General features: G+C 70.5%; 16 protein-coding genes. 5 read left to right on the forward strand and 11 right to left on the reverse strand.

Features of this window, described 5'->3' with window-relative positions:
* Window positions 1-246: 246 nt before the first annotated feature.
* The 7 genes from FMP39_RS34635 to FMP39_RS34665 form a co-directional block, all read right to left on the reverse strand.
* Window positions 247-435, reverse strand: a complete 189-nt coding sequence (locus FMP39_RS34635; RefSeq protein WP_141594274.1) for a hypothetical protein — start codon at window positions 433-435, stop codon at window positions 247-249.
* A gap of 95 nt (window positions 436-530) precedes the next feature.
* On the reverse strand, window positions 531-3,527 hold the full coding sequence (locus FMP39_RS38620) for a CHAT domain-containing protein (RefSeq protein WP_141594275.1): 2,997 nt from the start codon (window positions 3,525-3,527) through the stop codon (window positions 531-533).
* Window positions 3,524-4,126, reverse strand: a complete 603-nt coding sequence (locus tag FMP39_RS34645; RefSeq protein ID WP_141594276.1) for an RNA polymerase sigma factor — start codon at window positions 4,124-4,126, stop codon at window positions 3,524-3,526. Before FMP39_RS34645 ends, FMP39_RS38620 begins: the two co-directional genes overlap by 4 nt.
* Before the next feature lie 140 nt (window positions 4,127-4,266).
* Window positions 4,267-5,874 carry a sensor histidine kinase gene (locus FMP39_RS34650; RefSeq protein WP_141594277.1) on the reverse strand — a complete coding sequence of 536 codons (1,608 nt, stop codon included), beginning with the start codon at window positions 5,872-5,874 and terminating at the stop codon, window positions 4,267-4,269.
* Window positions 5,875-5,891: 17 nt separating this feature from the next.
* On the reverse strand, window positions 5,892-6,764 hold the full coding sequence (locus FMP39_RS34655; RefSeq protein ID WP_141594278.1) for an alpha/beta fold hydrolase: 873 nt from the start codon (window positions 6,762-6,764) through the stop codon (window positions 5,892-5,894).
* Between the two features lie 111 nt (window positions 6,765-6,875).
* Window positions 6,876-7,442: a TetR/AcrR family transcriptional regulator gene (locus FMP39_RS34660; protein ID WP_141594279.1), complete on the reverse strand. Its 567-nt coding sequence runs from the start codon at window positions 7,440-7,442 to the stop codon at window positions 6,876-6,878.
* Window positions 7,443-7,477: 35 nt separating this feature from the next.
* Window positions 7,478-8,236, reverse strand: a complete 759-nt coding sequence (locus FMP39_RS34665) for an alpha/beta fold hydrolase (protein WP_141594280.1) — start codon at window positions 8,234-8,236, stop codon at window positions 7,478-7,480.
* A gap of 87 nt (window positions 8,237-8,323) precedes the next feature.
* On the opposite strand from FMP39_RS34665, the gene FMP39_RS34670 reads away from it, so the two are divergent.
* The 4 genes from FMP39_RS34670 to FMP39_RS34685 all read left to right on the forward strand — a co-directional run bounded on the left by FMP39_RS34670 (window position 8,324) and on the right by FMP39_RS34685 (window position 11,211).
* The gene (locus tag FMP39_RS34670) at window positions 8,324-9,055 is read left to right on the forward strand and encodes a YafY family protein (protein WP_141594281.1); all 732 of its coding nucleotides are present in this window, start codon (window positions 8,324-8,326) and stop codon (window positions 9,053-9,055) included.
* A 58-nt stretch (window positions 9,056-9,113) separates the two neighbouring features.
* The gene (locus tag FMP39_RS34675) at window positions 9,114-9,980 is read left to right on the forward strand and encodes a DMT family transporter (protein WP_194858688.1); all 867 of its coding nucleotides are present in this window, start codon (window positions 9,114-9,116) and stop codon (window positions 9,978-9,980) included.
* Window positions 9,981-10,081: 101 nt separating this feature from the next.
* Window positions 10,082-10,630, forward strand: a complete 549-nt coding sequence (locus tag FMP39_RS34680; protein WP_141594288.1) for a hypothetical protein — start codon at window positions 10,082-10,084, stop codon at window positions 10,628-10,630.
* Window positions 10,627-11,211, forward strand: a complete 585-nt coding sequence (locus FMP39_RS34685) for a tRNA-uridine aminocarboxypropyltransferase (protein WP_141594283.1) — start codon at window positions 10,627-10,629, stop codon at window positions 11,209-11,211. The genes FMP39_RS34680 and FMP39_RS34685 overlap by 4 nt, the downstream gene beginning before the upstream one ends.
* Window positions 11,212-11,308: 97 nt before the next feature.
* Here FMP39_RS34685 and FMP39_RS34690 read toward each other — a convergent pair whose 3' ends face one another.
* Window positions 11,309-12,358 carry a hypothetical protein gene (locus FMP39_RS34690; RefSeq protein ID WP_141594284.1) on the reverse strand — a complete coding sequence of 350 codons (1,050 nt, stop codon included), beginning with the start codon at window positions 12,356-12,358 and terminating at the stop codon, window positions 11,309-11,311.
* Window positions 12,355-13,254, reverse strand: a complete 900-nt coding sequence (locus FMP39_RS34695) for a VanW family protein (protein ID WP_228558589.1) — start codon at window positions 13,252-13,254, stop codon at window positions 12,355-12,357. The genes FMP39_RS34690 and FMP39_RS34695 overlap by 4 nt, the downstream gene beginning before the upstream one ends.
* A gap of 151 nt (window positions 13,255-13,405) precedes the next feature.
* On the opposite strand from FMP39_RS34695, the gene FMP39_RS34700 reads away from it, so the two are divergent.
* Entirely contained in the window at window positions 13,406-13,834 is a 429-nt protein-coding gene (locus FMP39_RS34700; protein ID WP_141594285.1) for a thiol-disulfide oxidoreductase DCC family protein, read from the forward strand.
* A gap of 19 nt (window positions 13,835-13,853) precedes the next feature.
* Here FMP39_RS34700 and FMP39_RS34705 read toward each other — a convergent pair whose 3' ends face one another.
* Together FMP39_RS34705 and FMP39_RS34710 are read right to left on the reverse strand one after the other, a co-directional pair.
* Window positions 13,854-15,296, reverse strand: a complete 1,443-nt coding sequence (locus FMP39_RS34705) for a protein-disulfide reductase DsbD (RefSeq protein WP_141594286.1) — start codon at window positions 15,294-15,296, stop codon at window positions 13,854-13,856.
* 59 nt (window positions 15,297-15,355) lie between these two features.
* Window positions 15,356-17,205 (reverse strand): SPFH domain-containing protein (locus FMP39_RS34710; protein WP_141594287.1); only part of this gene is annotated, 1,850 nt, incomplete at its 5' end.

Here is a 17,205-nt window from a genome sequence, read left to right on the forward strand (position 1 = left end):
CCATCGCCCCACGCCCCTCCTCAGGTGCCCAGAAACCGCTCGCATCCCCTTGGCCCCGCGCGTCACCACGAAACATCTCTCCCCCTCTTCTCGGGGGCTCGCGACCAACGCCCCCTCAATCTCAGATACGGACCCAGCCCTTTTTATTGTGCATTCTGTTCAAAAAAATCCGGGGCGCCCCGAGCGGAGGCGCCCCGTAAAACCTGTATCGCCGTCGCGATTCAGGACAATCCGGAAAACTGTCACTTATTTACGACGTGCGTTGTCCGAGCCGTCCGGATGAGACGCCGTATTCACGGACGGGACGACGGACATCCTCGCCGAGAACGGCGGGTGTGCCGTCAGACCCGGGGTGGGCTCCGGCGGTGGGTCATGCGGGTTGATGCTCACCACCGCCCCATCGCGCTTCGACTTCTTCGAAAGCTTCTTCACCATCGCATCCCCCTCTGCGCGGCACCGGCGGGGCCCGGCGGCATGCCATCTCCCCGCCTCCGCCTTGGTACTACGCACCGGGTCGGATTCCTTGGCCATCATTCGAAGAGGAGGATGCCGTGGACCCAGTCCGCGGAGGGGTTGGCCGCCAGCCATGTGCGCCGCGCGTCGCGGAGCGCGAGGGCCGCCGGCGCGCCGCTCCGGATGCGCTCACGCACCGCTTCGAAGAAGCGCCCCGCCGAGTCGGGGATTTCCACCGTGGAGGCCAGCACCGTGGCCGCGCCTGCTTCGATGAAGGCCACCGGCAGGCTGAAGGACTCATGAAGGAAGGGCGTGGCTCTTGCCGCACTGCACGTGGCCAGAAGCACGAGCGGCGCGCGCTCCAGCTTCAGCGCGCGGACCTGGGGGGCGGACAGCGCGTATCGGCCATCGGGTTCAGGCGCCAGCACCACCAGCGAGGCGTCTGACATCTCGGGGCTGAAGGCGCCGTGCGCGTGGATTTCCACCTCACTGGCCTGCGCCATGGCCGCCAGCACCCGGGTTGGCGTGGCTTGCATGCCCGACAGCTCGATTCGCTGCGGATCCGGCGCGTGCGGCGGCTCCAATGGAAGCAACCGCGGGAGCCCCAGCGCCGCGGGCGCCTCCACCCCATTGACCACAAGGTGCGGCCCGCCGCCACGAGCCGGCACGGGAGACGCGCCTCCGGGCCGCCCCACGCGGTAGCTCCAGGCGAGCTCCGCGGGCAGCAGCCCCCGCAGGCCATGCACCGGCGGCAGCGCGAGCACGTCCACCCGCTCGCATCCCATCAAGGCGGCCTGGAGTGACGGCGGCACCAGCCCGGAGGCGTCCCGCCCCAGGGGCTCCGCGCGGCTGGCATCGAAGTGCCCCTGCAGTTCACCCGTCGCGCCGCGCAGCGCGACCACCGAGCGCTCATAGTCCACGGCGACGCCCAGCACACACCGCGCGGGGACCTCCACCTGAAGCGCGGCGCCCATGAGCGCCAGGGCCTCACCTGGGGCGCCCGTGCGGCCTGCCTCGTGCGCCAGGACGTTGTAGGCCCCCATGCGCGTCTTGCGCGCGTCCACATCGTTGGGAAGGGCCTCTGCCTGTTGGATGGCGCCGCGAAGCAGCTCCAGCCCGGTGGCGCGGTCGCGCTCCAGCACGAACTGCCCCTCGGCGAAGCGCATCTGCGCGAGCTTGCCCGGGGAGGGCTGCCCCCGGTGCAGCTCGGCCAGCGTGCGGCGCAACAGGTCCGCGTCCTGGCTGTCCGAGCCGAAGCGCGCCAGGTACGACAACAACAGCGCGCCGGGCAGCCCCAGTGGCCGGCCACACTCCTGCGCCAGCTCCAGCTCGTTCCGCGCCTCGTGCGCGTCGAACTCCAGCCACGACAGGTAGGCCAGGTTGCGGTGCACGTAGGTGCGCTGCTCGCAGACGTCGGGCGTTCGCGCCAGGGACTCGCGCAGGTAGGCGCGCGCGCTGGTGATGTCCAACCGGTAGCGAGCGATGTGCGCCAGCTCCTGGAGGAACTGTTGCTCCAGCTCCCATTCCTCCTGCTCCCGGGACGCCAGCCAGCCACTCCACGCCTGCTCGAAAGCCTCCGCCGGGCGGTTGAGCGCGAGATAGAGGTCCGACAGCCGCTTCTTCAGCGTGGCGCAGCGGTAGGACAGCCCCTTGCCCTGACAGGCCCCCACGGCCGCGCGAAGCCGCGCCTCCGCCTTCCACCATTCGCCCGCGCGCTCCTCGGCCCCCGCCAGCTCCCGCTCGGCCAGCAGCGACAACCAGGGGTCCTCGGCCGCGCGGGCCAGCCGCGTGAAATCCTCCAGGTGGCGCGCGCCTGCCTTCTGATTGATGAGCCCGCCCAGATACAGGTCGTCCTCGCCTGAACGCCGCAGCGTCTCCAGGAAGCGCGCTGGCGAGGACAGCTCGCCCCGCACGAGCTTCGCGTAGTCCGCCGCCAGGGGGGCACGGCGGCTGAAGTCCCGCTCCGCCACACGCTGCACGTAGCCGCGAAGCACCTCGCCGCCCTGGACGCCGTCCAACACGTCCGCCAGCGGAAGCAGGCGCAGGGTCCACTCCCGCGACGGCGCGGCCCTCACCGCGTCGTAGAACGCCAACCGGACGATGCCAGGAAAGCGCTTCGCCTCCTCCAGCGGGAGCCGCGCCTGCGCGTCCACCATCAGGTCCCGCACCGCCGCGCGAGCCCCCTTCCAGGCCCGCCCACGCGCCTGCGTCTGCTGCCGGAGCGCCCGCGCGCGGATCCGCGCCTCCTCGCTCCAGCCCGGCTCCCCGCGCTTCACCACCGCGTCGAACGCCTCCGCGGCCAGCAGCGTCAGCCCCATCTCCCGCAGCACCAGCGCCCGGTTCCACTGCGCCTGGGCGTGCTCGGGCGCTTGTCGCAATACCCCGTCCAGCAGCGCCAGCGCCTGTTCCGGATGCCCCTGCTCCAACGCGACGATGGCCAGGTCGCTGTCCCGGTCCGGTGACGGCGACATCCGGTGGAGGAAGTCGGAGGCTTGCCGCAGGTCCCTGCGGACCAGGTACGCGGCGGCAATGCCATGCAGGTCCCCCTGGTCCTCCAGATCCGCCAGCGCCCGGAGCGGCAATGCCGAGCCAGCCCCGCCCGGAGAACCACTGACACCCGCCCGCAGGGGCACATAGGGCCGGTGTCCGTCCGCGCGTGCATAGGCGACCCTCGCCTCGATGAGGCGCGACGACGTCTGCGCGAGCCAGACCTCCTGCTGGGAACCCCGCTCACCGGCGCTCTTGACGACGAGCACCAGGACGATGGCCGCCGCCACGGCGCCCACCGCGAACGGTGCCCAGCGCCAGTGAGCGCGCCCTGGCACTTCGGCCGGAGCACGTGTCCTGGGCGCATCCGGCGCCGTCCAGGTTTCGGGCGCGTCCTCCTGCTCGTGCGCCAACACCCGCGGGTCCCCCATCACATGGAAGCCCAGCAACTCCAGTTGCATGGCTTCGTGCAGGCCGGACGCGCAGGGGTCACAGCGAGCGAGGTGATGCCGGAAGTTCTCCTCGTCCACGGGCGGCAGCTCGCCGTCGAGGAAGAGGGACAGCCTGTTGCAGAGCGTCCCCATCATGCGCTGCCCCCTCCGTCGCTCCCGGTGAGCGGCAGCAGAAGCGCCTTCAACTCCTTGCGGGCTTGATAGAGCCAGCTCCCCACGGTGCCTTCGGGGACCCCCATGCGCAGGGCGATGGCGCGGTAGCGAAGCCCCGAGGCATGCAGCGAATACGCCTCACGCACCCTGGGATTCGACAACTGGGCGATGGCCGCCTGGAAGTCCTTCTCCGAGATGTGCTCCCAGACCTCCATCGCCTCAGGCTCGGGGGCCGCAACGCCCTCGCGCACCAGCCGCAGCTCCGGACGGTCCTGCTCCAGCAACTCCGAGCGCCGCTTGCGGCATTGGTCGAGGAAATGATTGGTCATCGCCCGACACAGCCACGCCCTGTAGACGGGCTCCGGCTGCGCGGCGAGTGCCCCGTGATGCAGCAGTCCGCGCGTGAGCGCCTCCTGCACCAGGTCTTCCGGATCGATGCCCCCCTGACCGCACAACCGTCTCGCCAGGGCCAACAGCATGGGCCTGACACGATGCGCGAACTCCTCGAACCCGTCGGGATGCACATCCGTACTGTAGGCCACAGGAATGCGAATGACTGTGGCAATGCGTTGGCCGCTCATCGACCCGGACTCCTTCCACGCCTATCGAAACGAAGTCCGGGGCAATCCTTGGAAGGCCGTCGTGAAGCAGACTCAATCGCATCGAGTTGCGCTCGCTCACCGACATCCCTGCCGTCCCGCGGGCCAGGGACGGGCCGGCGTCAGGCCAGCGCGGCGGAAATCGAGGCAGGCTGCGCCACGGGTAATTCCAACGTCAACGCCGCGCCCCCCAGGGCTTCCGAGCGTCCCGCACTCAAACGTCCGCCATGCCGTTCGGCGATGCCTCGCGCGATGGCCAGCCCCAAGCCGGTCCCCGGCCGAGGTCCCTCGCGCTTGCGACCCGTCACGAAGGGCTGGAAGAGCCGGGGCAGCAGCTCCGGTGGAATGCCAGGCCCGCTGTCCTCCACCCGGACGAGCAACCGGCCGTTCGCCTGCTCAATGGAGGTCCTCAACCGCGGTGCGGGCACGTCTCTCAGGGCGAGCAGGGCATTCTCCAACAGGATGACCATCACCTGTGAGAGCTGGGACTGGTCGGCCTCCACCGTGAGCGACGCGACCTCCTCGGACTCGAAGGAGACGTCGGGCGCGAGAGAGCCCAGTCCCTGCCGCGCGGTGGAGTACGCCAGCGCGACCGTGGCTGAGACATCCACGCGGCGCAGGTCCAGCGGGCGCGGGCGGCCATAGCGCAGCAGTTCGTCCACGAAGTGACTGGCGCGGTCGATCTGCTCCCGCATGGCCGCCACCGTGTCCGGGTCCCCGCCCCTTCGCTCCAGCAGCTTGAGGTGCGCGGCGAGCACGCCCAACGGATTGCGGACCTCATGGGCCACCGCGGACGTGAATTGTCCCAGCTCCGCCAGCCGCGCGGATTGGTCCGCGCGCGCCTCCTCGCGAGCGAGCGCCACGGCCAGTTCGTCACTGGTGGCCCGGCCCTTGAGGAGCCGGCGCCCCAGCCAGGCCTGAAGCGCCTGACGCACGGGCTCGAACGCGAGCGCGGCCAGGGCCAGGAGGAAGAAGGCACCTACGCGGTACTCGGTGAGGAACGGCTGCCCGCTGCCCGACAGCAGCGTCAATACGCCAAAGAGGAAGCCCGCGGACAACACCGCCGCCACCGCGGAGTAGACGAGGCTGCGTTCGAGCAGCCGTCGGTCCGCGGCTGGCTGATGGGCATTGATGACGTGCACCAGCACCAGCAGCGCCGCCAGCACCAGGTACATGCCGAAAGGCAACGCGTACCCGCCCGACAGCAACAGGGCGTTGCCGATACTGCCCAGGTACGCGAGCAGCCCGGCAATGCCCAGACTGAGGAGGATGGGCCGTCGCTCGGGAGCTTCGCCGCGGTACGCGCGCGACAGGTGCACCAGCGGCACGCTCGCCGCCGCCACGGCGAGCACCATGGTGGGCCAGAACAGGGGACCTCGCCCCATCGCCAGCGGCCCGTGCAGGACGTTGGGGAGGAACGCGCCAATGCCCGTCACCACCACCGCCACGCCGTACGCGAGCACCACCAGCCGATAGGAGCGCTGCCGGGTCACGTCATAGGCGGAGTGCAGGTACGCCGCCGCGACGAAGGCCCCACCCGCGACGAAGCGCTCCCCCACCCACGCCAGGGACGGGATGCAGAGGAGCAGCAGCGCGCCCGTCCACCCCGCGGTCGCCAGACAGTAGAGCGCCAGGCCTCGTGCGTTGTGCCCCCGGAGCGCGGCCGTGAAGAACAGCAGCAACGACACGGAGAGGACAGGCACGAGGCTGTAGGCGAACAAGGGCCCCATGCCGGTACTGTGACAGATCAGCGAGCGGCGTGAGGCGGACTCGCCGCCGAGGTATGGGCGGTGATGGCCCGGGTCATCGTCTCCCAGTCATCCGGGTGCAGGTCATGCCCCGCGTCCTGCAGTGTCACCAGGCGCGCGCCCTTGACGGCACGGCTCAAGGCCACGCCATGCGCATGGTCGATGACCGGGTCCACCGAGCCGTGGATGACCAGCAGCGGCGCTTCAATCTCACGCGTCCGGCCGTACCACTCCAGGCCACCGGACAGCCCCGCGTGGTTCAATGCACATTGAGGCGCGAGCGCGCGCCGGTAGTCCTGTACTGCTCGCGCCCGCACCCGGGCTTCGTCGAACGACCTCCGCGCACGGCCCACGCACAACCGTGAGAGTTCGACCTGGAAGCCGATGGCCTCCACCTCGTCGGACCAGTTCAGCGTGGCGGCCCGCTGGAAGTGCGCGAGCACCGCCGGGTCCATGCCCGGGTCCTCGAAGTCAGGCTCCGAGAAAATCTGGGCGCTGATGAGCGTCAGCGAGCGGACTCGCTCCGGGTACTTCAACGCCACCATCTGGCAGAGCAGGCCGCCCAATGACATTCCCACGAGGTGCGCGCGCTCGATGCCATATCCATCCAGCACGGAGATGGCATCGGAGGCGAGGTCGTCCAGCGTGTAGGACGTGGCGCCTGGCACGCCGTGAGAGGAGCACCCCGTATCGCGGTGGTCGTAGCGGATGACGAAGCGCCCCATCCGCGCGAGCTGCTCCATGAGCCCGTCGGGCCACCCCAGCATCGAGCTGGCCGCCCCCATCAACATCAGCACGGGGGCGTCGCCCTCGCGCCCGAAGTGCTCGGTGCAGAGCCGAATGTCGCCCGATTCGATGATGCGCTCAGACATCCAGGAACCCCTTTCGACGGCCAGGAACTGGCGTGGACGAGAGGTTAATAACCGACGCGTCGGTTATTATCAACCCGCACCCTTTGGACGCCCCTCCAAGCGATGCAACCTTCAGTCGAAGGACTCTCGTGGAAACACGCACCCGAGCAACGTGCGCAAGCGAGCGAGGACGTACTCCGTCAACGGCGGCGTCCGCTCCACCAACCACTGCATCGTCGCACCCGCGATGACGCCTTGAAGCAAGGCGGACACCGCGCCACGGTCGACGGAGGGAGGAAGCCGGACGGCGATGGCGTCGCGCACGAGCAGATTCCGCTCATGCGCCATCTGTCTCAACTTGGGGTCTCTCACGTCCTCCCAGGCCAGGAGCAGGTGTGCGTCGAGCGCCTCGCCCTCCCCCATCACCGAGACCAGCGTCTTCAGGAAACGCCAGAGGCCCTGTGCTCCGACTTCCACGGGCAGACCGGCGAAGTACTCGCGCTTCTGCTCGGCGGTCCGCTCCATGAGCCGGAAGTAGAGGTGCTCCTTGTTCTTGAAGCGCTGGATAAGCGCCGCGCGGGACATGCCCACCGCGACGGCCACGTCATTCAGCGTGAATGCGCCCGGCCCGCTCCGAAGCAACACGGACATGGCGGCGTCGAGGATGGCTTCGTCGCTGTGCAGCTTGGGCCGGGGCACGAGCCCTAGATAACACGCGCGGCGAACGCGCGCGCTCAGCGCACCGTGGCGAGAAAGCCGTCCAGCAGCCGATTCACCTCGTCTGGCGCGTCGAGTTGCACCCAGTGCCCCGTGCCCTCCACCTTCGCGTGCGGCAGCTCCGGCACCAGGTGGTGATACGAGCCCGGTTCCTCGTTGAAGGCCGTCACTACCGACAGACGCGGCCCCGAGTAGCGCCGCAGCGGCGTCACGGGGTCGAAGTCCAGCAGGGCTCCCAGTCCGCCCCGGACGCCCTCTTGGGACGTGGCGCGCATCTCGGAGAGCACCCGCTCGCGCACCTCCGGCCGGGACGGCGCCAACATGGGGCCCCAGGCCTCCTCCACCACCGCGCTCCAGGCCTCGGTCCCCAGCACCGCCATCAAGCCCTGGGCCTGCTCCGCGGGCATCGAGCGTCCATCCGAGGCCGGGTCGAGGAGGAACAACCCCGCGACGCGGCCCGGATGCGCCCCCGCGTAGGCCACGCAGACGGCTCCGCCCAGGCTGTGCCCCACCAGCACGAAGCGCTGAAGCCCCAGCCCATCCACCACCATCCCCACATCCCGCGCGAAGTCCTCCACGGCGAAGCCGCCGTCCCGTGGCAGCTCGGACTTCCCGTGGCCACGCAGGTCCAGTGCCAAGGCACGGCGGTGCTCGCGCAGATGCGACAGCTGCGCGGCCCAGTGCGTGGTGTTGCCGGCGCTGGAATGGACGAACACCACCGGCAGTCCACCCACGCCCCCATCGTCGACATTCAGCAGTCCCGTGGAACCCATCATGACGGCCTCCTCTGGCCTCGAAGCGCGCAGTCGTGCGCGACCTGATGCTTGTGGAGTACGGCCCATCCCTGACAGAAACTGTCAGCAATGGCACGAGTCGACCGGGTGATGCGGCTGCTGGACTTCCTGCGGGGCCGGGATGGGACGACGGTGACGGAGATCGCCGAGGCGCTCGACGTGAGCGCGCGCACCGTCCACCGGGACCTGGCGACGCTGCGACAACAAGGCATTCCCCTGAGCAGTGACACAGGCCCTGGGGGTGGCGTCAGGCTGGAGCGGGACCGGGGCGTGGCGGCCGTCCACCTGTCGCAGGAGGAGGTGGTCGCGCTCTGGCTGGCCGCGAACCTGTCCGCGACGGGCAGCACGTTGCCCTGGGGCAGCGCGGCGCGCTCGGGGCTCCAGAAGCTCTTCGCCAGCGTCCCCAAGGAGCGGGCCCGGGGCATGCGTGAGCTCTGCCGCCGCGTGGTGGTGGGACGGCCGGCGAGCACCCGCGTGCTGGCGGATGTCGGAACACCGCCGGAGGAGCTGCTCGCTGTCTTCGAGCGGGCCTTCCGCGAGCAGGTCTGCCTGTCCTTCGAATACCGCGACCGGCACCGCAAGGCGACCCGCCGCATCGTGGAGCCGCACGGGCTGCTGGTCGAATCGCCCGTCTGGTACGTGCTGGCCCGGGACGTGGAGAAGGCCGCGGCGCGAATGTTCCGCATGGACCGCATCCGCCGGGCGCGCCTCGTCCCCGACCGCCCCTTCACGCCCGACATGGAGGGCCTGCGAGCCCAGGCCGAGGCCCAACGCGCGGACGGTACGCGAGCCTCAGGCTGAGGTAGGCTGCGCGCCCGCCGGAGCCGGAGTGCGCGCCGGAGTCACCAGGAGTCACACGGTGCGGTACTTCGCCATGGTCGCGGCCGGGGCCACCCTCTGGGGGTGCTGGGCGCTCTTCTTCCGTCCAGCGGGGCTCGCCGGGCCGCAGAACGCATTCCTCGTGCTCCTGGCCATGTCGCTCCCGGCGCCCGTCCTGTTCCGGCGCGATGCCCTGCGCGACCGCCGGGCCACCCTGGCGATGCTCGTCGTGGCGCTGGCGGACGCGGCGAACACGGCCCTCTTCTTCGCCGCCATGGAGCGCGGGCCGGTGTCCATCGCCGTGCTGACGCACTACCTGGCGCCCTTGATGCTGGCGCTGCTGGCCCCCTGGGTGCTGGGCGAGGAGCGCTCCACCCGGGCCCTGATAGGCGGCCCCGTGACGCTGGTGGGCCTGGCCCTGCTCATCGGCCGGCCCGACGGTGACTTCTCGGGGCTGACGGCGCTGCTGGGCGCGGGCAGCGCCTGCTTCTACGCCATCATCGTCCTGGCCGCGAAACAGGCGGCGCGGGCCTATTCACCCATGGCCGTGACATCACTGCATGCCCCCATCTCCGCGGGCGTGCTGCTGCTCTGTTTCGGAGACCGGGTACTGCCACCCACGGTGGATGGAGGCACGCTCCTCGTGCTCGTGGGCGGCATCGTTTGCGGCCTCATTGGAAACATCCTCTTCCATACCGGTCTGCGGCACGTTCCCACCGCGGCCACGGCGGCGCTCACGTACCTGGAACCGCTCACGGCTTCACTGGTGGGCTGGGCCTTCTTCGCGGAGACGCTGACGCCCGTCGCCCTGGGCGGGGGCCTGTTGGTGCTGGTGGCCGGCGCATGGGTGGCGGCCGAGCGACGCGCCACCCTCCAGGCCGTGCCGCTGCGCGCCGCGGCACGCTGAACGCGTGCGCCAAATCACCGCTTGCATGCTTGGGGAGTCCTTTGGTCCTCTTGGGCCCCCGCACACACTCTTCCCTCCGTTCCTGGCGACGCCGTATGCCTATGGAAACCGCAGCCGACAGCCGTGAGTATCGCGTCGTCTTCTTCTGTCCCGCGTCGAGCGCTCGGCTCGAGCGGATGGAAGTGCCCGTGCGACGGCTGCTCACGCGCATCCACGCGCCGCCCGCGGAGCTGGCGCCGCTCCAGGAAGCTGGCGCGATTACCGAAGCCGGCTGGCAGGTGTTCCTGGTCCGCTCGCTGACGGAGCGCTCCGCGGCGCAGGCCATGGCCGCCTATGTCAGCGAGGCCACGTGCGCGCTGGCCGCGGAGCTGGACGCGGAGGTGCTGGGGCTCTACGTGGACGTGTCCGCTGACTCGGCGCGCATCTGCCGCTGCGGCCCCGAAGACGGGCCGGAGACCTTCGCGGGCCGCCGTCAGGCCGCGCTCAACCGCACCGCCGAATGGTTGGAAGTGACGCCCGTCAGCCTCTCCGCCCTCTTCCACCTCGACCTGCCCGACGCGGAGTACGAGCCGGACGCGGATGACCGCTTCGTCGAGGAGAAGTTGCGCGAGGCCCGGACTCTCATGGAGCGATACCGCCAGGGCAAATGAGGTCTCGAACGCCCGAGGACCTCGCGGGTCGCTGCCCGCGCTGCTTCCTCCCCGCTGCCCTGTGTCTATGCGCCGAGGTGCCGTGCGTCTCCACGCGCACGGAGCTGCTCATCGTCCGGCACCACAAAGAGACGCTCAAATCCACCAACACCGCGCGCATGGCGGCGCTCGCCATTCCCCGGTGCAGCATCGTCTCCTATGGCTCGCCGGGCGTCCCCTTCGACGCCTCCATCCTGGAGGGCGATGACACGTGGCTGCTGTTCCCGGACGCGCACCACGAGCCCGCGCCCGGTGCGGCCTTTCCCAGCAGGCTCATCATCCTGGATGGGAGCTGGGGACAAGCACGCCGCATGGTGCAGCGAGTCCCCGCGTTGCGGCGACTGCCCGGCTTGAAGCTGCCACCGCCCGCGCCGGACTCGCGGCGCCTGCGTCGCCCGCCCCACCCGGATGGCATGTCCACGCTGGAGGCCATCGCCGGTGCGCTTGCGTACCTGGAGGGCGAACACGTCGCCCAACCGCTCCATGCGCTGCACGAGCAGATGATTGACCGCGTCCTCGCGAGCCGGGGACGGAACACCTAGCGCGCTCGACGCCGTCAGGGGCCGCGCCCCGGCCGGTGCTTCGCGATGGCCACGAACAGCCCACTCAGGAGGGAGTTGACGCCAACAGGCGTGGGCTTCAGCGCGCGGTCAGCGCGTCCAGTTCGGCGATGAGGGCGGGCACATCGCCGCGAGGAATCGCCCGACAGGGCCAGAAGCCCGCGGCGCGGTCCGTGGCGATGATGGGGATGCCTTGCTCCCGAGCCTGCGCCAGCTCGGCCAGGTGGCTCTCACACCACGCTGGCGCGAGCACCACGTCCACCTGCTGGAGCGTGCGCTGGACCTGAGCCGTCACCTTCCGCACTCGTGGGTGGTTCAGGTGTCGTGGGTCCGTGCCCTCGGCGGGGCGCACCCAGAGGTTCCACTGGGGCCGTTCGTCGAGCGCCGCCAAGGCTTCTCGCAGTCCGCCGCGCGCGAGAGCGGGCCCGGCGAGGAGGGCCACGCACGGGCCGTGGCGCTGGGGCAGACGGGTCGCCTGGGGCGGTTCGCGGTCCGACGGGAAATGCAGCCTGCGGAGCTTCTCCGGGGCGTGTCCTGCCAGCCGCAACCGCTCGAGGGCGAGCGCGCCTCGCACCCAGATTTCATCCGCGAGGACTCGCTCCGCCTCCTGCCGCGCGACGTCCTCCGCGGAGGCGCGGTGGTTGCGAAGGAAGGCCTCCTCCGGGTGTCTCACGGCCGCGGCGTCCAGGTCCGCGTGCAGTGCCCTCAAGGAGGGCAGGTCCTCCACCAGCACGCAGCGCGCGCCCCGGCGGCGTGCCATCGCGAAGACCTCCCGGGCACCGAGCGCTGGCGCGAGCACCGTCTCCACCGACGCCGGAAGCAGCGCCGAGGCCGCCTGCGCCCACCGCTTGCGCAGGGTGAAGCGGGCCTGGAATGTCGCTGCTGTCGAGCGCGCCGCGACTCGCATCCCGGCCTCCACGGCCCCCCAGCCTGGCAGGCCCCAGACGCGGAAGCCCTCGGGCACCGGCAACGTCCGGCGGGTCCAGGCCTGACGCAGGCGGGTGGGGAGTGGGCCCCACTCGGGCAGCCTCGGCAGCGCCCAGGGGGCCAGCACCTCCGCCTCGCGCGTGAGCAGCGACGCGAGATGGGAGAGCCAGGGAGCGGGCTCCGGTGCGAGAACCAGGTTCATGGCGCCCGGGCCTCCGACCGTGGGACTTCGACGCGGGCGTGGCATGCGGTCTCCCCGCACGTCAGGCACGTCCGCTTCCGCGCCTCGGGGTTCAGCAGGCGGCGCCGGTTCTCGGCGATGGTGCGCTCCTCGAGCACGGCGCCAGAACTGGTGTCTTCGACTCGGCGCACGACGCGGTTGATGCGCAGGGTTCCCTCGGCGAGTTCGAGAAGGGACTCGTCCTCGGACCACAGCCGTGAGCGTGTCCGGGGGGCCTCCGCCCCATGGAGGGAGAGCCGCAGCTTCCCGTCCGAGACGCGGGCTCCGAGCCGCACCGGGCCCTCACGAGGCGCCATCACCAGGTCCACATAGGGCCAGGCCACCGTGGCATCCATTCCCCACAGCGCGCCTGGCGGCGGGGGTACCGCCTCCATCGTGTGCCCCCAGCGCTCCAGGATGTGCCAGCCCTGGCGTGCGCCGAACTCGAAGAGCGCATTGGCCAGAAGGCAGATGCCGCCCCCAATGGACGGGGTGAGACAGCCACCGCTCAGCGCCAGCCCATGCCGGTAGCCCTTGCGCTCCGTCAGCCGGCCCAGCGTGCGCCAGAAAGAGAGGGGCCTGTCCGGTGCGAGGAGGAGGCCATCGAAGGCCGGCGCCGCCAGACGCACGTTGTGCTGCTTGCCCGCTTCGAGCACGGGGTCCGCGTCCGAGTCCGAGCGCTCCAGATTCACGGTGTGCGAGCCGAGGAGCACGCCCCTCTCGTGAGTGGGCGCCAGGAGCGGGCGTGGCCAGCGCTCGGGGGTCGCGGACCACCGCACCAGCCGGTTCGCCTGGAGCATCCACTGCTTGCTTCGCCTCCACAGCAGGGCGTGGGCGGATAACTCCAGGAGTCGGGGAGCAATGGGCGGCGAGGGCATGTCCGAACATTCTGCAAGGGCGGCGCCAGGGAAGGAAACACCCCGGCTCTGACACCCCGCATGCACGGGCGCGGCTGCGAGGACACCCGTCTGGAATTCCCCCACCGCTTCGGCGTCACCCCACGAAGCGGGCTGTTAGACTTGCCGCATCATGTCCCGCGCCCAGCCCCCGGACACCGTGGTCCTCTTCGACGGCGTGTGCAACCTGTGCAACGGCACGGTCCTCTTCATCATCGACCGGGACCCGGACGCGCGCATCCGCTTCACGGCGCTGCAGTCCCAGCGGGCCGCCGCGCTGCTGGCACCGCATGGCGTCGTGCCCAAGGAGGAACCGGACAGCTTCGTCCTCCTGCAGGACGACAAGCTGTACGAGCGGTCCACGGCCGCGCTCCGCGTCGCGCGGATGCTGAAGGGGCCGTGGCGGTTTCTCTACGCTTTCATCGTGGTGCCCCGGCCGCTGCGCGACCTCGTCTACCGAATCATCGCGCGCAACCGCTACCGCTGGTTCGGCCGGGAAGCGCAGTGCCGCATCCCCACGCCCGAGTTGCGAGCCCGCTTCCTTCCGGAGACCGCACCGTAGCCAGGCGTCGCCCACCGAATCAGCAGGCGTTGGCGTCCGTGCAGCGCGCCTTCTTCATCTCCGTGGCGAAGGGGCTGGGTGCCAGGAAGCCGGTGACACGTGGCTGGGTGAGCACCTTGCCCTCCGGCGAGATGAACGCCACGGTGGGCAGGCCCTCCACATCGAAGCGCTCCAGCAGCGCGTCCAGCGAGTCCTCGCTGTTCGTCGCGTCAATCTTGATGTTGAGGAAGCGCCCCTCGTCGGACTCGGAGATGACCTGCTGCGCGGGGTAGGTGTCGCGGTCCAGTTCCTTGCAGGCCGCACACCAGTCCGCGAAGAAGTCGATGAGCACCGGCCGGCCCTCCGCCTTCGCCTGTGCGAGCACCTGGTCGAAGGCCTCCGGGGAGAAGGTGGCCTGCTTCGCCGGCATGACGTGGTGCCACTGCCAGGACGGTGCGCGCGGCGGCTCGGCGAGCCCCAGGCTCACCCACAACGTGCCCACCGGGCCCGCGTCCAGCGCACCGCCCCGCAGCACCAGCGCCGCGACGACGAGCGCCACGCCCAGCGCCTTGAACGAGAACTCCCGCGCGCCTTCCTTGAACGAGCGGTGCACCGCGCCCAGGGCCACGCCCACCGCCACCAGCAGCGCGGCGATGACGGCTCCCGGCACCCGGCCCACGTGTTGGCCCAGCCCCTTCACCACGTCCCGCGCCCAGGGGAAGGCGTCCTTGAGGTAGCTGAAGGCCAGGGCCACCAGCATGATGCCCAGCACGCTCTTCACCCACTCCATCCACACGCCGCCGCGCGGCAGCCGGACGGTGAAGACGCCAATGAGGAAGAACGGCACGCCGATGCCCAGCGCGTAGACGAACAGCAGCGACGCGCCCAGCGTGGTGTTGGCCGACTTCGCCACGAAGGCCAGGAGGCCCGTCAGCACCGGGCCGGTGCACGGCGCCGCGAGGAAGCCGGACACGCTGCCCATCAGGAACGCGCCCGCCACACCCGCGCCCCCCACGGCGTTGAGCTTCGTCTGGAAAGACGACGGCAGCGCCAGCTCGAACGCGCCGAACATGGACGTGGCCAGCAGCAGCAGGAACACCGCCAGGCCCGTCACCACTGCCGGGTGCCCCAGCATCGACCCGAACGCCTGGCCCGTCTTCGCCGCCAGCACGCCCAGCGCGCTGAACACCACGCCCATGCCCACGATGTAGGAGGACGTCAGGAGCAGCGCGCGGCCCCGGCCCTCCGTCTTGCGCGCGCCGAAGACGGACACGGTGATGGGGATGAGCGGATAGACACACGGCGTCAGCGCGGTGAGCAACCCACCCGCGAACACCACCGCCGCGCCCACCGCGAGGCTGCCGGATTCGAGGAACCGGGCCGCATCCAGGTTGGCGTTGGGGCCCGTGGGCAGCAGCCATGGCACCACGGCCACCGCCACTCCGGCCAGCACCGCCATCACTCCGAGTTCCTTCGCATCCATGCGCGCGTGACTCCGTGGTCCCAGGCCCCCCCTTGTATACGCAGGCCAGGGGCCCCGGGCTACTGCGCCGGAGGGGCAAGCGGGGAAGCAGGCGTCTTCAGTCCGGCGGAACGTGCCAGCCCCATGACGCCCTCCACCGCGGCGGCGATGTAACCAAACGGATTGGCCCCATCCACCGCGGTGACGTGCACCTCGCCCATCTTCTGCTGGAAGGCCGCGGCCACCTGCGGGAGCTGCTGCGCCAGGGCCATCTGGATGACCTCCGGGCTGACGCTGTTCTCGATGTCGCGCAGCGCGCGCGCCTTGCCCAGCTCCAGGTCCTGCTGCGCCCGGTCCTTGCGCACACTCAGCTCGGCGATGACCATCTCCGTCTCCACGATGGACCGCCGGGCCTGCACCACCTGGAGCTCCGCGTGGAGCCGCTCGGCCTCCTGCTGGTGCGCGGCCATCTGCACCTCGTGCCACGCGGTGGCCTGTTCGTGCTCGCGGCGCAGGCGCTCCAGCTCCAACTGCGCCTTGGCGCCGGCCTCCTCCTGCTCGCGGCGCAGCTTCGCCAGCTCCACCTCCTGCTCGTGCCGCTGGCGTGACAGCTCCAGCTCCTGCTCACGCTGCTGCCGCGCCAGCTCCATCTGCGCCTTGACGTTCTCCGCCTCCTGCGCGCGCTGGAGCCGCACCAGCTCGATTTTCGCCTGCGCGGCCTCGGACTCCTGCGCCAGCTTCAGCTTCTCCAGCTCCAGCTTCGCGCGGCCGGCCTCCGTGTCCTGCTCGCGCTTGAGCTTCTCCAGGGCCACGCGCTGGCGAGCGACTTCCGCGTCCTGTTCGCGCTGGAGCTTCTCCATCTCCACCTGCGCGCGGCTGACGGCCAGCGCCCGCTCGGAGACGATTTTCGCGTCGGCCAGGCGGGACTCCGCGGCCAGCGCATCCAGCTTCGCCTGTTCGTCGGCCACCTGCTTCTTCTGGCGGACCTCCTGCTCGGCGACCATCTTCGCCAGCGCCACCTCGCGCTCCACGGTGGCCTGCTCCTGCTTCAGCGTGCGCTCCTGGGCGAGCTTCGCCTCGGCCACGCGCGCCTCCACCGCCAGCGCCTCCAACCGGGCCTGCTCCTCCGCGGTCTGCTTCTTCTGGCGCACCTCCTCCTCGGCCGCCAGCCGCTGGAGGCTCAACTGCCGCTCGGCCTCCGTCTCCTCGCGGTGGACGAAGCGCTCCTTGGCCAGCTCCGCCTCACGCGCCTGCCGCTCCTGTTCATGGCGGAAGCGCGCCTGCATGTTGGCGAAGACGGTGGAGGACAGGACGCGCACGTCCTGGATTTCAATCGTGTCCAGGATGACGCCCCAGCCCGCGTCCGTCTGGTCCTCCAGGCGGCCTCGGCCGGAGAGCACGGGCGCGATTTCGCGCACCAGCTCCGCGGCGATGCCCTCCTTGCGCTTGGAGAGGCACTCCTCCACGGACATGTTCGCCACCAGCCGCCGCGCGGCGCCGACGAACATCTCCCGCAGCAGCTCCGCCAGCTTCTCCTGCGCGCGCTCCGGGAAGGAGAAGTTGAGCATGCGGAAGGCCACCAGCGGGTCCGAAATCCGGTACACCGCCAACCCCGTCACCTGCACGCCCACCTTCTCGTGCGTCACCTGGTCCGCGGTGAACTGGAGGCGCTGGATGCTGGTGGGGACAATGGCCACCGAGTCCCCCGGCAGCTTGAAACAACTGGCGCCCTGGCCGCTGACCTCCCGCACCCGGCCGCGCCGCATGTGGACCAGGAACTCACTGGGCCGCGCGGTGACGAGCCCCCAGCGCTTCATCTTCTCCGGGTCCTCCGCGGGCTTGCCGGCACGCCACCCGTCCACATAGCGCGGCTGTTCCAGCTTGCCTCCGCCCCCGCCGTCCATCCGGACCAGGTGCGTCCTCCCGCCGC

It is taken from the genome of Myxococcus sp. AB056, assembly GCF_006547365.1.
Classification (GTDB): domain Bacteria; phylum Myxococcota; class Myxococcia; order Myxococcales; family Myxococcaceae; genus Myxococcus; species Myxococcus virescens.